This is a genomic window from Mycoplasmopsis agassizii (assembly GCF_002272945.1).
Taxonomy (GTDB): domain Bacteria; phylum Bacillota_I; class Bacilli_A; order Mycoplasmatales; family Metamycoplasmataceae; genus Mycoplasmopsis_B; species Mycoplasmopsis_B agassizii.
Genome location: NZ_NQMN01000001.1, coordinates 1 through 14,231, shown reverse-complemented (window position 1 = coordinate 14,231; position 14,231 = coordinate 1). Strand labels below are relative to the sequence as shown.

The window sequence follows — 14,231 nt, the reverse complement described above, 5'->3', positions numbered from 1 at the left end:
TTGCTTTCGCTTTCATCTTTTTTAGTTACGGCTCTTGCGCGGCTAATTAAACCTTGGTAACGGTTTTGATTAGGGTTTGAAGCTGAAGCAGCACTTAAGTTTTTTTCTTGAGTTTGTTGTACTTTGATTTCAGCAGTATTTGAAGTTGAACTAGATGTTGCAAATTCACCAGTTCTAGTAGTTGCCCGAGCAAATGCTAAATTGCTTTGAGTTTTATTACTCATTCTCTCAAGTGACATAGTTGAAGTTTTTCTAGCAGCAAATTCTCTTGGTTTTGCTAGTGAACCTCCACCATTACCATCTTTTTTAGTTAGCGAACCAATAAAAGTGAATAACTCAGGATTTTTGCCTACGTGTTTTCCTTGCAGAATTTCAATAACTGAATCAACTGTATCGTTTAGTGAAACAAAAACCCCTTTTTCCTTAGTATAAGTTTCAGCAACAAAAAATCTTTGAGTGAAAAAGTTTTGTAATTGCAAGGCTTTTTCAACGATGATTTGACTTTCTTCATCAAGTTCATCGACTCCAAGAATTAGAATTACATCTTCTAATTCTTTATATTTTTGCAAAATTGCTTTTGCTTCAATAATAGCGTTGAAATGTCTTTCACCAATGATCATTGGGTTAACGCTACTTGAATTTGAAGAAAGTGGATCAACTGCTGGATAGATGTTTTTAGCAACTTTATCACGAGATAAAACTAACGCAGCATCTAGGTGAGCAAAGATGGAAACAGCGGCTGGATCACTTAAATCATCCATAGGTAAAAAGACTGTTTGAAAAGAAGTAATTGATCCTTCTTTATTAGCATATAAACGATCTTCTACAAAAGATACGTCAGTATCTAGAGTTGATTGATAACCACCAATCGAAGGTTTTTTACCTAGTGAAGCAGAAACTTCATTAGCACCTTGGATAAAACGATAAATATTATCGATAAAAAGAAAAACATTTTCTTTTTGATAGTCTCTTAGATATTCTGCTGCAGTAATTCCAAAAGGAACGATGTTCATTCTTGAACCTGGAGCTTCGTTCATTTGTGAAATAAACATAGTTGTATTTTTCATCAAGTTTGATTGAATTAATTCTTCATATAATTCAAGTCCTTCACGAGAACGCTCTCCACTACCTATAAAAATAGGTGAGATATTGTTTTGATTATTGCTTGAATTGAAAATAATTTCTTTCATTAAAACAGTTTTTCCAACACCAGCTCCACCTAGAATTCCTAGTTTAGAACCACGTAGAATTGGCATGAAAAAGTCAATAACTTTAATACCTGTTTCTAAGATTCTGTTTTCAACTACTAAGTTTTTATTTTCCTTAATAATTGAATTCATTTCGATGTATTTCAATTCACCACGAGCAGGATTTTTTGTTAAATTAACACCTCGAATGTCAAAAACATTGTTTTTGGCACCATCACCAATTGGTACTAATAAACCACGTTGTGTGTTAACAACTTCTTCACCTAATTTGAAATTTTCTCGTGCTTCAATTACGATCGCTAGCACAGTATTTTTATCAATAATTCTCTTAATCTGTAAAAAAGACTGTTTGTTGTGTCCTGTTAAAATGTGATCAAGATGAAACTTGTGCTCATCAATGTTGTTGAACTTTACTTCAACAACATTAGTATAAATATTTGATATTTTTCCAATCATTAAAACCTTCTTATATTCTTAATGATTGCGTTTAATTCTGCATCATTAAATTTAATGTATTCAACTTCTAATGGGATGAAGTTATCTAATTTTAAGTACTTAATATATTGATTAATTGCTGATGCAAAATAATTACGAATTAGTTTGTCATCAAGGTTTGCTCCTGAAGCTAAATTTTTGAAAATGCTAATTGCATATTTATCTGTTTTGATCATTGATGAAATAAAATCTTTTGCAGCATCAGGGTTATCAACATGTTGTAAAATTCCTCATGAAGTCAGTTTAATCATGATTAAAAGTAGCTCATCACTATAAGAACCAAAACCTTTTTGAATTAGCATCTTTTCAATTTCTTTACCTTTAAAAATTAAATTTGCAGTTTCACGGTTTAGATCATAATCTAGATTTGCTAGTCTAATTTGCTTTTTATAAGCTAGGTAAATTTTTGAAATTTGCGATGCAATTTTTGAAATATGTTTTTCTTGAACTGCAGTTCCTGTACGAGAAACTGATAAATCAAAATTAACAGCAGGCATTTTTCCTTGAGCAAATAATTCTGAATCAAGCACGATTTGTCCATCAGTTATTGAAATAATATTTGATGAAATTAAGCTTGTTAAATCATTATTTAAAGTCTTAACTATTGGTAAACAAGTGATTGATTTTCTGTCAATAAAACGACCTGATTTTTCAAGTAATCTTGAGTGTAAAAAGAAAACATCTGCTGGAAAAGCTTCTTTACCAATTGGTTTATCAATCAGCAAGGAAATTTCTCGATAAACATTGGCATGTTGAGTTAAATCATCAAAAATGATTAACACATCTTCTGTATAAGATAAGTTTTCTGCATGTGCCATTGCAATATAAGGTGCTAGAAATTGCTGGTATGAACTAGTTGAAGGAGCATCAACAATGATTGTGTAATCTAGTGCTTTATGTGCTTTTAGAACCTGATAAACATATGAAACAGTTTCTCTTTTTTGACCAATGGCTACGTAAATACATTTAACACCACTTTTTGCTTGATTAATAATGGTATTTAAGACAACGTGAGTTTTTCCTGTTTTACGATCACCAACGATTAATTCACGTTGACCAAGACCAATTGGAGTAAATAAATCAATTCCTAAGATCCCTGTATAGAGTTGTTTATTAAGTTGTTGGCGCTTTACCATATTTTCAGGTGTACTGAAAATATCGGTAGCTGTTGGAATGTCAAAATTGACATTTTTAACTTCAGGTAGAACAATTTGTCCGTCAATATTAATAATATTTCCGAAAAATCTTCTTGAAGTTTTTACATAACGAAGTTCCTTAGTTTCTACTAATTCATCACCAATTACTAGTTTTTGATTAGCTCTATCAACTAGTAAATAGGCTTTGTTATGTTCTGCTGTAATTAAATAGGCTCTGGTGTTAGGTTTATTTTTTATAGTAAAAAATTGACCTTCTTGATAAGGGTAAATCCCTTCCACTTCTATTATAAAGTCAGCGATTGCTTTAATTTTTATCATCTTTATCCTTTTCTCTTGAAGAATTTAATTTTTAATAAGATACTGATTGCAATTAAGGCAACCACTCCTGCAGATACACCTGCAAAGGTGTAGACTGCATTATTATTTGTTTGTGAAATTTCAGTTTCTTTGCTTTTTAAATCAGTAATTGCTTTTTGTAATGTTTCAGGCGGTGTTTTTTTATAAACTGCTGCATCATAAAGAATTTGCAAGGGTGCTGAATAGTCATTGATATTGATTGATAATCTTAATAATTCATCTAATAAATAACTTGCATTAGCACTAGTATTTCAACCTAAGTTTTTAACTGCAACTGCTTGCTCTTTTAAGTAAGCAAATAACTGGTTAATGTCTGCTTCCTTAATATCTAAGGTAGCAAGTAATTCCTGAACTGAAGTAACATTCTTTTTGTATTCACTTTCTAAAATTGCAACTTTTGAAGCGACAATATCTGACATATAACTTATTAAACTTTTAGTATCTATTTTAGAATTTTTTAAATAGCTTAAGAAGTGGCTTTCTAAGCGATTTTTAAACTGTGCAAAGTTAAATGCAGTGTATTCTTTTTGTGCATATTCATTAACTAATGCTTCAGAAAAATTTGTGAATTTAACACTAAAATAGATTTTTGTTAAACCATAATAGGTAACAACAATTGCGCGGTTATTGTAAGTATCATAACCACTTACTGATCCAAAATTTAATTTTTCATCTAGGGTGAAAATGTTGCGAATTTTATCAAAAATATTTTTCATAAAATTAGTAGCAGCATATTCATAAATAGCAAGTGAATTATCTTTTAAATTTAAATATTTAACAGTTTCTCGATAATCACGTGCTGTATCTATACCAATTGTATCTTTTAAAGTAACTGATGCATTTGCTTGAGAATCTTTATCCATCACAATTGAATTAACTGCTAAGTTAAAGCGGTCTTGTAAGGGGTTATTAAAGAACAACATTTCTGCCTTTTGCTCTTGACTTGCTGAAGTATATTGATTAACAAAATCTTGTGGTGATAAGTTAGCAAATTCAGGGCGAGCAATTGGTCTTAAATTAGGAACATCAATAATTTCTAGATCAACTGGTACATCGATTGCGGTTTCTCCTGGAATAAAGATATTTACAGGTGGTATGACAATTACAGGTGGATTTTCTGGTGTATTTTGTTTTAAGTTTTGCTCTAAATCAAAATCAAAAAATCTTGTTTTAATTTTTGAAATGATATATTCATCTCATGTTGAAACACCTTCAACACCTTTAGGCTCATTTGGTACAATGACAGTTTTACCATCAATTGTGGTGGTTTCAAAAGTAAGTTCTTTACCAATTGTAGGGCGATCTTCATTATTTAATAAAAATGAGTTACTTCCTTTATCAAGTTCACCTTTATACTCAGTTCATAACTTTTGAAAATCTTCTAAATTTAGGGTATTTTCAAGTGCTAAATCAAACTTAATATCACTTGCAGGAATAATGCTTGAGTAGTTACTTGCAGGACCTTGACCTGTTGAAAATCCTTGTAAGGTTCGATTTCCATATGTTAGCGTGTTTGAATTAAGTCTTAAACCATCTGCAAAAACATTTGGATAAATTAACATGAAACCGTAGTTTTGAGGATTTGCTTTAATCTTGTCTAAATTATTATTTAAAAACTCTTTAACTTTTGAAATGTAAAATGAACGAGTAATTTTTTCAATTTCATCAATTTCAGTATCCGCTTTTAAAGTTGCAATTTCGCTATCAATTGCTTGAATTGCTCTTGTAACAATATCATCAATTGCTTTAGGAATTTCATTTCCGATAAATTGTTTGTTTTGGTTTAACTCACGTGCATTAATAGGTTTTTTCTCTACAGGTTTTCCTGTTGTTCCATCACCAGTGCCTGTGCCTGTACCAGTTCCAGAACCTCCTGTATTGCCTCCACCAACTGCCGAAGAAACAAATGGTAAAACAACAAAAGGAACTACACTAGCGAGAGCTAAATATTTTCATTTAGATTTTTTTCTCATTATAGATTCCTTTCTACGAGACAGTATTTTTTAATGTAAGAAAGTTTTTGCTTTTTAATTTTAAACTTTCTAATTTCTAACTTATCTTTAAGTTTGAAACCTTCATCTTGATAAGCAGAATATTGTAATAACTGATTTTCTAATTCTTTTAATTCAGTTAAAACTTTTGCATTTGAACAATAATTAGTATCTTGTTTTCAATAGATAACTTCTTCATTAAGTAAAACAGTGATGTTGTATTCTTCTTTCATGATTAAACTTTTTTCAAAAAATATATAAACATCATCATTATTCAATAAGGTTAATTTCAAGAATAAAAGATCTGATTTAGCAATTGTATTTTTTTTAATTACTAATCATTTTTGTTCAATTTCTGAATAATATTCAAGTCTTCTTAGTTTCAAAAATTTAGATTTATTACTATGAATTTTTAACTCAAGATTATAAACACTTGACTGACTTAAACTATTTTGCACGTTGGAATTCCTTTTTATTATTTTGAGTAATCATAACTATTTCTTCAATTTCTAATTCACGTTTTTCTTTGTTGATTTTGATTTTTGTTTTTAAGATTTCGTCATCAATTTTTTTAAGTTGTTTATTTTCTTCAATTAATTTATTTTTGTAATTAATAAAAGATGCTTCAGCAATTAATGCTTCTAATGTACTTTGAAAATAAAAATTTAAAATTGAATTAAAGAACTCATCTATGTTAGGAAGAATTTGGAATTTCTCAAAATTAATATTTTTTGAACGTAGTGAATCAATTTGTGATTTTGGATATTTAAAATAAAAATTATTAATTGGATAAAGTTGTGCTGTATAGTCTTTTAATTTATTTGAACTAACTATCATTTTGACTTCATCAAATTTTTCTTCTTCAATTTGAATACGAATTAATTCACTTAATTCAATTGAAAGATCTTTTGAATTAAAGTCATCATATGAAGCAATTAATTTGTAATTTAATGATTGAATTTTTTCTCTAGATTCAATTCCTAATGAAATATATGAATCATGAACATCATGATTTTTTTCAAGTACCTTATCTGTTCTTTCATAAAATGATTTAGTATATTTTTGAACGTTAGTTAAATAAATTCATAAAGTTTTTCTTGGTTTCTTGTTATTAAAAAGTAAGTCTTTATCTTCTGAAAAATAAATTGAATTTACATTTCTTAAATCATGTAATTTTTGAATAATAATTTTTGCAAAAACTGAATTACTTAATGAACTTCTAATTCTTTTTTGTAGTGAATTAATTTCAATTAAAGATAGGTTACGATTAAGCGATACAATTTTTTGTACTTGATCAAAATTCTTTAATCTTTGTACATGTTTTTTTAAATCCATTAGGCCTCCAAGTTAACAATATTTCTATCGAAAACAATTTTTAAACTTTTGGTGTCAGGAGATAAAAAGACAATTATTCCTTTTATCACTTCTATGTATCTTTCTTCGGTAAATAGGTACTTTTGGATTTGTAAATTAATAATTTTTAATAGTTTATCTAGGTTACTATTACTTGAAGATTTCATACTAAATGATTCTGAATTACTTGATTCTTTAGTATCTAAAGTAGGAAATAATTTATTAAAACTAAAGCGTAAATTTCTTGATCAAGAAATTACAAACTTTTCAAAAACGATGTCCTTGTTTTTAAAAATTGCTTCATTAATTTTTTCATTTAAATTTTTAACTATATCACTTTCATCAGAGATATTTGTGATCAATAATGATGTTCCTAATAATTGATTAAATGAGACAAAATTATCTAGGATAACTAGTTCATCATATTTAGTATTAATTTTAATTTCCTTAAAATTTACATCTTTGATTTTTTGGTTTCTGTTTTTTAAATTCATTTTCAATCCTTATTTAATTCTGCTTTTTGGAGCATTGATAATTTGTTTTTCACTTGCTTTATTTTTGCTTTTAAATCTAGTTTTATTTTTATTTAAAACTTTTTCTTCTTTAGCAATTTTACGGTCAATTCTAATTGCAATTTTTGAAGCTAATTGACTATAGTTAGCAAATAAAATTAAGATGATTACAGTTGATAAAACAGATAATGCAATTTCAAATTTAACAAGTAAGCTTATGAAATCACTGTCAGTATCAATGTAGTTATTTCGGTTTCTTAAGTAAATTCTATAACCCATAACTGAAGCAACTATGAATAATAAAATCATTTGTGAAGCAAGTGCAAAATAATTTCTTTTATCAACTATTTTTGCTTTTCTAAAATCAATAAAATTAATTAAAATAATTAATAAATTAGTTGTCATTCCTAATCAGAAAACTTTGTAATTTTCATCATCAAAATTTCTATTTAATGAAGTAATAATTAAGGCTACTGTTCAGATTATGAAGATCATAAACTGCATAAAAATGTTGCCGTAAATATTTCCTTCAAAAATTTTGATTCTTAATATTTTGACCATTACAAAAAATAATAAAATAATAAAATCGATTGCAAGGGCTAAATATAAAACAGAATATTCTTGCTCTATATTTGCAAAGATAGCGACAACTGTTGGAAAGTTTCCAAAGGCTAAAGTTGAGAATCAAATAAACATTGCTAGTGATGCAGTTGCTGAAAATACTAATAAGAATTTTCAATAATTATTTATTAAACTTGATTCTTTAAAATAAAAGATATTGTGTAAGTTAACTGCAATTAATAAAATAAATAATCCAGTTACTATTAATAAGACATAGATAACGTTATATCATTCGCTTATATAAATAAACAGTTCATCAAAGAATGTAATGATTGCATTATTTGAAAAAACATTTTCTCCTACGTTACTTCCTCAAATTAGTCGTGAAAATAAAACATAGAAAATAATTAAAGAAATTAGTTTAGCAGCATAACTTATATAAATCATGATTAATTTATTTTTGTTAACTGGACTAGCTTGTAAATACTTTCTTTCAACTATCATGAAGTGTAAAAAACTTCAAAATAAATTGACAAGCAAGAAAAAACTCAGTGAGAACGAAACATAGATAGAGATTTCTTTATAAAAGAAAAAAACGAACATAATTGCTATGGCAGCGATTAAATTGCTCATGCTTCAAAGTCAAACTTGGTAAAGTTTTTTATTGAACTTGTCAACGCTTTGATAGTTGGATAGAATTAGGGTTAAGAATGCGATTGTGAGAGTTGTTGATCTGACAATGTAAGAAATATTTTGGTATTGAACCACATCATTTGTACTTTTTAAAATATTTGTAATACCGATTGTCTCGGCATTGAAAAAAATATTTGAAAGTTCAAACAAGGTAACAAGTGTAAAAATGAAAAATAAGATTACTAAACTATATTTAATAAGTTTAGTACTCAGTTCAAACTTAGTTCGTGGAATCAGTCTGATTAATGAAGATTTAAAATCGAATTTTTCAAATTTGCTTGTTTTTTTTGATTTTGATTTCATTTATGCCTTTCGTGATTTAGATGGATAAGATTTTCAAAAATTTATTGGTTAGAGCAAATTTTGAGGTGTCTTAATTAAAATATTATGTTAAATGTGGCGATAAACGAACAATTTTTAAATATTAGTTTTTTTTATTTATTTTCAATTTAAAATGCTAAACTATTAAAATATTTTCAAAAAATAGTCATATTAAGAATAGATAAGTCAAAATACTTTCAAACTTTGTTCAAAAAATCAAGAACAAATCAACTGAATCTTTTTATTAATGAGTTTTCATTAATAAAAAATCCGTATATGCTTAGAATTATTTTGAATTATTAAGAAAATATATTCAAAAATTGAATTTATTTAAGGAGATTTTAGATATATGAAGAATATTTTTAAATATTTACGGGGTAACCGTTTATATTTTACACTTATTTCAATAGTGTTTTTAGGCATACAGGTCGCTTTAACCTTGTATCAAGCAGAATTGCTTAGGCAAATTATTGCAGGGACACAGACTGAAAGTGCTTCTCAATTAAGAATTGATACAAATGCAATCGGAATTTCTTTTGCAGTTTCGTTTGCAGGATTAATTTCATCAGTGATTGCTAATACTTTTGCAATTTTAGCTTCAACAGCTTTTGCTAAGTATTTAAGGGATCTTTATTTTAAGAAAACGCTTTCGCTTTCAAGTAACGATCTAGATTATTTTAGCGTGGCTTCTTTAACAGCCAGAGCAACAAATGATTTGAAAATTTTTCAAGATTCATTCTTGCAATCAGTTGTTTTTATTAGCCGTGGAACAATGTACATTATTGGTTCAGTTGTTGCTGGAGTTTTATTAAACCCAGAAATGACAATTATTCTAGCAATCTTTTTACCTATCTTTGCAGTTGTTTTTATTATTCCTGCATTAAAATCAAAAAAATATAATGCTAATCGATTAGCTAATTTAGATAAAGCACAATCAATCTTAAGAGAAAACATCTTAGGGGTTAGAGTTATTAAAAGTTACAATTTATACGATAAATTGGAGCACCGTTTTGATGCTCATAACATTGAAATTGCTTACAATGCCAAAAGAATGTCATGAATTTTTGCAATTATTCAGCCAATTGCTTTTGGTCTGATTAATTTAGCAGTTATTGTTATTTATATAGTTGGAGGTTTTACTTCAAATGTCGATGGTGCTACTGCAGCAACTAGATTAGATATTATTGCAACAATTATTCCCTTTACTTTAATTGTTTTTAGAGCTTCAATTGGGGTTTTCTTAATTATGAACACCATTAACTCAGTTATTCGGTCTGCAAAAAGTGTTGATAGAATTGCTGAAGTTTTACATTATAAATCTCAACAAGTTTGAAAAAATGATGGATATTTAATTAAACACGGCAGTGTTAAAATTTCAAATTTAAATTTCAAATATTTTGAAGATGCTGAATATGTTTTAAAAAATATTAATTTAGAAGTTAAAGAAAATGAAAGTGTCGGAATCATTGGTCCGACTGGTTCAGGTAAATCAACTTTAGCAAATATTTTAATTAGAGCATACGATGTTAAAGAAGGAAAAGTTGAAATCGATAACGTTGATATTGCCGATATCAAACGTGAATCTCTTAGTTCAAATGTTGCAATTGCTTTTCAAAAACCTGAAATTATTTCAGGAAAAATTAGAGACAATGTCAGTTTAATTTCACGTTTTGATCAAATCCGTGATGATAAGCGCAAGCAAAAAGAACTTGATAATGAAATTTGAAACGCTCTAGAAATTGCTCAAGCAAAAGAGTTTGTTGACAAGTTAGAAGATAAACTTGATTCAAGAGTTGAACAGCGTGGAACTAACTTTTCAGGTGGACAAAAACAACGACTAGCAATTTCTCGTGCTGTTGCACAAAAAGCCAAAATTACAATTTTTGATGATTCAACTTCTGCACTTGATAAGATCACTGAACAAAAAGTTCAAGATGCAATGAAGAAAAAACTAAATACAACTTTAATAGTTATTGCTCAAAGAATCAACAGTGTTGAAAACATGGACAAAATAGTTTTACTAAATAATGGTGAAATTTCAGCTGTAGGTACTCATAAACAGTTGTTAGTAAATAGTAGTCAATATCAAAACATTGCTCGCATTCAACTAGGTGATACCGAAGTTAATCGCCAGTTAAAATTGATTCAGGAAGGAGCATAAAATGACTAGTAAAAATATCAAAGCTGATGCAAAAAGATTTAAGAAAAATCGTAAATCTTTTTCAAAAGCAGGAATTAAATTTATTTGAAGATACTTTCGTGAATTTAAAAAATTAAGTATTTTAATTATCTTTTTTGCTCTTGCCACCGTTTTAGGAAATGCCGCCTTAATCATTGGTTTATTTTTCTTATCAAGTGAAATTACTAGAGTTATTAATGAAGCAATTATTGCTAATTCAGGTTATAACAGTGATTTTGGAACTTACTTAATTTATATGTTAGTTGTCTTTACTTTTGGTTATATAGCAGTTGCTATTATCAACTTAACAAGAAATATTTTAGCAGGTACTTTCTCATCAAAAATTGGTAAGAAAATGCGTGAGGATGTTTTTATGAAACTAAAAGTTATCAGAGTACTTTACTATGATCAAACTGCTAGTGGTGATTTAATTTCACGTGTTGCTAATGATACTGATAACGTAACTAACTTTATTGCAGATAATGCTGTGGGGATAGTTAATGACATGGCTCAGTTAGTAATTATGGCTATTGCCATGTTCATCTTTTCACCAATTATTAGTGCAATTACCATTTTAGGATTTTTACCAATTATCTTTGTGATCGTTTATTTTATTTTAAAGATTTCAAGAAAATCTTTTGTTGCTCGCCAACAATCAATTGGTAAATTAAATGCCTTTTTTGAAGAAGCATTTTCATCTTTAAAAAGTATTAAAGCAGTTAATGCGACTCAAAAAATTTATCAAGATTTTAGTGAAAATAATAATCGCCAAATTAAAGTTGATCGTAAAGCTGAAATTATTGGTTACTATGTTTTCAGTTGAAATTTATTTATTAACGATTTATTAAACTTAATTATTTTAGTTATCCCTGTTGTCTTCATGATTAATAATCGAGAATGAGGTGGAGTAATTTCTACCACAACAAATGGCGTTACTAATCCTGAATCATTTGCTGTTTTAGCAACCTATAATTTATTTTATAGAAATTATGCAGGTCCACAATTTCAGATCTTTAATAACCTTAATAACTTCCAAAATGCAGTCGCTGGTGCTGACCGTGTTAATGAAGTTCATATTCAAGAATCAGAACATAATGAAAAAGAAACAGTTGATTTAATTGATATCAAAGGAGATGTTTCAATTAGAAATTTAAACTTCTCATATTTACCTGATAAACCAATTTTAAAGAATGTTTCTTTTGATGTTAAAAGAGGTCAATCAGTTGGAATCGTAGGACCAACTGGTAGTGGTAAAACCACCATCATAAATTTATTAACTAAATTTTATGATGTTGAAAATGGTAACATTTTAATTGATAATATTCCAATTCAAAACATCACTAAAAAATCAATGCGTAATAACGTTTCAATTGTTTTACAAGATACCTTTTTATTTAATGAAACAATTATGGAAAACATTCGTTATGCTCGTCCCGAAGCAAGTGATGAAGAAGTAATTGAAGCAGCTAAAATTGCAAATGCTCATAACATGATTATGAAATTAGAAAAAGGTTATCAAACACCACTTGATGAAAATGTCATGAATTTATCTCAAGGTGAAAAACAATTATTAGCAATTGCTCGTGCTGTTTTAAAAGATTCTTCGATCTTAATTTTAGATGAAGCAACTTCAAGTATTGATACTGAAACTGAAGCAATTATTCAAAAAGCAATGTTGAAATTACAAGAAGGAAAAACAACTTTCATTATTGCTCACCGTTTAAGTACAATCAAACATGCTGACTTAATTATTGTTCTTAAAAATGGAGAAATTCTTGAAAAAGGTAACCATGAACAGTTACTTGCAGAAAAAGGATTTTACTACTCAATGTATTATTCAAATCAAAGAGACATGGACTCATTTGAATAATAAAAACACAAAAAATAATTATTTCCAAATATGCCTAAAAGCCGTGTTTTACGGGCTTTTCGTATTTTTTTTAATTAAAAATTTTTGGTTTCTTTTTTTAACTATTTCTAAACAAATTTAGTTTAATAAAATTAGGAATTTGGTTAAACTAAACCTATTTAATTAAGTGAATCAAATTAACACAATTAAAAAACTAGCAAAATATTTTGCTAGCTAATATTTTTAAACGAAATTAATTAACAACTATTTTTTTCTTTCTTATTTGCATCTTCTTCATTTGAATTTTCATCATCATTTTTATTTTCTTCATTTTCATCATCTTCCATTTTAGGTACACCTGAAGCACTAATATTGAAAGTGACTTTTCCAGTTCGAATATCTGTTTTTAAATACTCTCTTGCAAATGTAATTTCATAATCTTCAATTAATTCATCTAATCTAAGTACAACAACAGGAAAGTTTGTTTTTTCTCTTTTGTGTTTGTAAATAGGTATTGCTACAGCATTAATTACGTAAGTGATTTCACCAGTACTTGATTGAGTTGTAAGAATTTCTTCTACTTCTAAATGATGTTCTTTAACAAAATCTTGCAGTCTATTTTTAACGTATTTATGGTCGGTATTGTCTCATATTGATGTATTTTTTGGAACAAATTTCATAGTTGAATTATAACTTATTTAAGAATATTTTTTATTATGAAAATACACTAAAATTACTAATCTATTTTGAAATGCTTTTACATTTTTGCAAACAATTTTTTTATTAAAAATTAAATACAAATTAAAAAAGTAGCAAAAAAATTGCTACTTTAATTAGTTCAGAAAATACTATGAATCTTTAGGATCTTTTTTTGTTTTATCTGTTTGTCATGTGGCGTTAATTTTATATTCAACAGTATTTCATCTATAATTTCTTATGGTCGTTTCCACAAGTTTTACATCATGCGTTTCCATAATTTTTTCTAACTCTCTAACAGATGCCAGAGTTTTTTCTAGTTCTTCATCATTTTCGTTCATGGTGAAATTATAACCTAATTAAATTCAATTTATATTTTATTTATATGCATTTTAAGCTTCTTTAGACAATATATTCATACATTTGTTTACAATTATGTAGTTATTATTTTTTACTATTAAGTGTTTTTAACTAAACATAATTGCCGAATTAATCTAATTAATCATAATATTTTGTTTTTTAATTTGCAACATTAATTTGATTAGTGTTAAGAACTTCTCACAATAAATCTTTTGTTATATTGATATATAGTAGTAAAAATAGATCTAGTTTTAACCTATTTTGCAATAATTTTTAAAATAAAAAAATACTCAAATAATTTTGATTTGAGTATCCTTAATTATTTTTTCTTAATTAATTCTAAAATTTCTTTTAATTGTTCAACAATTTCTTCGTTTTGTTTTTTTAAACCTTCATTTTGAACTTCTAGATTTTCTACCTTTGAATAAAGGTCTTTGTTTTGTTCCTTTACTTCTTTAACTTGAACTTCAAGATTTTCTACCTTTGAATAAAGATCTTT

11 protein-coding genes and 1 pseudogene are annotated in these 14,231 nt (G+C 27.4%); 2 read left to right on the top strand and 10 right to left on the bottom strand.

From position 1 onward, the window contains the following. Positions 1-314 precede the first annotated feature (314 nt). The 7 genes and pseudogenes from CJF60_RS00060 to CJF60_RS00030 all read right to left on the bottom strand — a co-directional run. Positions 315-1,664, bottom strand: a pseudogene (locus tag CJF60_RS00060) (MSC_0618 family F1-like ATPase beta subunit); the annotation flags it as partial. Further along, positions 1,664-3,178, bottom strand: a complete 1,515-nt coding sequence (locus tag CJF60_RS00055; RefSeq protein WP_084232690.1) for an MSC_0619 family F1-like ATPase alpha subunit — start codon at positions 3,176-3,178, stop codon at positions 1,664-1,666. The gene CJF60_RS00055 and the pseudogene CJF60_RS00060, both read right to left, overlap by 1 nt. 2 nt (positions 3,179-3,180) lie before the next feature. Beyond that, positions 3,181-5,190 (bottom strand): MSC_0620 family F1-like ATPase-associated subunit, encoded by a 2,010-nt coding sequence (locus CJF60_RS00050; protein ID WP_084232688.1) that lies wholly within the window; start codon positions 5,188-5,190, stop codon positions 3,181-3,183. Then, positions 5,190-5,666, bottom strand: a complete 477-nt coding sequence (locus tag CJF60_RS00045; protein WP_084232686.1) for an MSC_0621 family F1-like ATPase epsilon subunit — start codon at positions 5,664-5,666, stop codon at positions 5,190-5,192. The genes CJF60_RS00050 and CJF60_RS00045 overlap by 1 nt, the downstream gene beginning before the upstream one ends. After that, entirely contained in the window at positions 5,656-6,543 is an 888-nt protein-coding gene (locus tag CJF60_RS00040; protein ID WP_084232684.1) for an MSC_0622 family F1-like ATPase gamma subunit, read from the bottom strand. The genes CJF60_RS00045 and CJF60_RS00040 overlap by 11 nt, the downstream gene beginning before the upstream one ends. Then, complete coding sequence (locus tag CJF60_RS00035) at positions 6,543-7,055, bottom strand: MSC_0623 family F1-like ATPase-associated protein (RefSeq protein WP_084232682.1); 513 nt, start codon at positions 7,053-7,055, stop codon at positions 6,543-6,545. The genes CJF60_RS00040 and CJF60_RS00035 overlap by 1 nt, the downstream gene beginning before the upstream one ends. A 9-nt stretch (positions 7,056-7,064) precedes the next feature. Continuing rightward, the gene (locus CJF60_RS00030) at positions 7,065-8,630 is read right to left on the bottom strand and encodes an MSC_0624 family F1-like ATPase-associated membrane protein (protein WP_084232680.1); all 1,566 of its coding nucleotides are present in this window, start codon (positions 8,628-8,630) and stop codon (positions 7,065-7,067) included. A 367-nt stretch (positions 8,631-8,997) separates the two neighbouring features. Between CJF60_RS00030 and CJF60_RS00025 the strand changes: the two genes are divergently transcribed. Continuing rightward, entirely contained in the window at positions 8,998-10,809 is a 1,812-nt protein-coding gene (locus tag CJF60_RS00025) for an ABC transporter ATP-binding protein (RefSeq protein WP_084232678.1), read from the top strand. Position 10,810: 1 nt separating this feature from the next. Beyond that, positions 10,811-12,697 carry an ABC transporter ATP-binding protein gene (locus CJF60_RS00020; RefSeq protein WP_084232676.1) on the top strand — a complete coding sequence of 629 codons (1,887 nt, stop codon included), beginning with the start codon at positions 10,811-10,813 and terminating at the stop codon, positions 12,695-12,697. Positions 12,698-12,933: 236 nt separating this feature from the next. On the opposite strand, the gene CJF60_RS00015 is transcribed toward CJF60_RS00020, so the two are convergent. From CJF60_RS00015 to CJF60_RS05185, 3 genes are all read right to left on the bottom strand, one after another. Then, a complete protein-coding gene (locus tag CJF60_RS00015; RefSeq protein WP_084232674.1) occupies positions 12,934-13,356 on the bottom strand; it encodes a hypothetical protein in 423 nt (140 codons plus the stop codon). A 168-nt stretch (positions 13,357-13,524) separates the two neighbouring features. Then, positions 13,525-13,713: a hypothetical protein gene (locus tag CJF60_RS00010; protein ID WP_084232672.1), complete on the bottom strand. Its 189-nt coding sequence runs from the start codon at positions 13,711-13,713 to the stop codon at positions 13,525-13,527. A gap of 338 nt (positions 13,714-14,051) precedes the next feature. Further along, positions 14,052-14,231: hypothetical protein (locus CJF60_RS05185; protein WP_084232670.1), on the bottom strand; the 180-nt coding region annotated here is incomplete at its 5' end.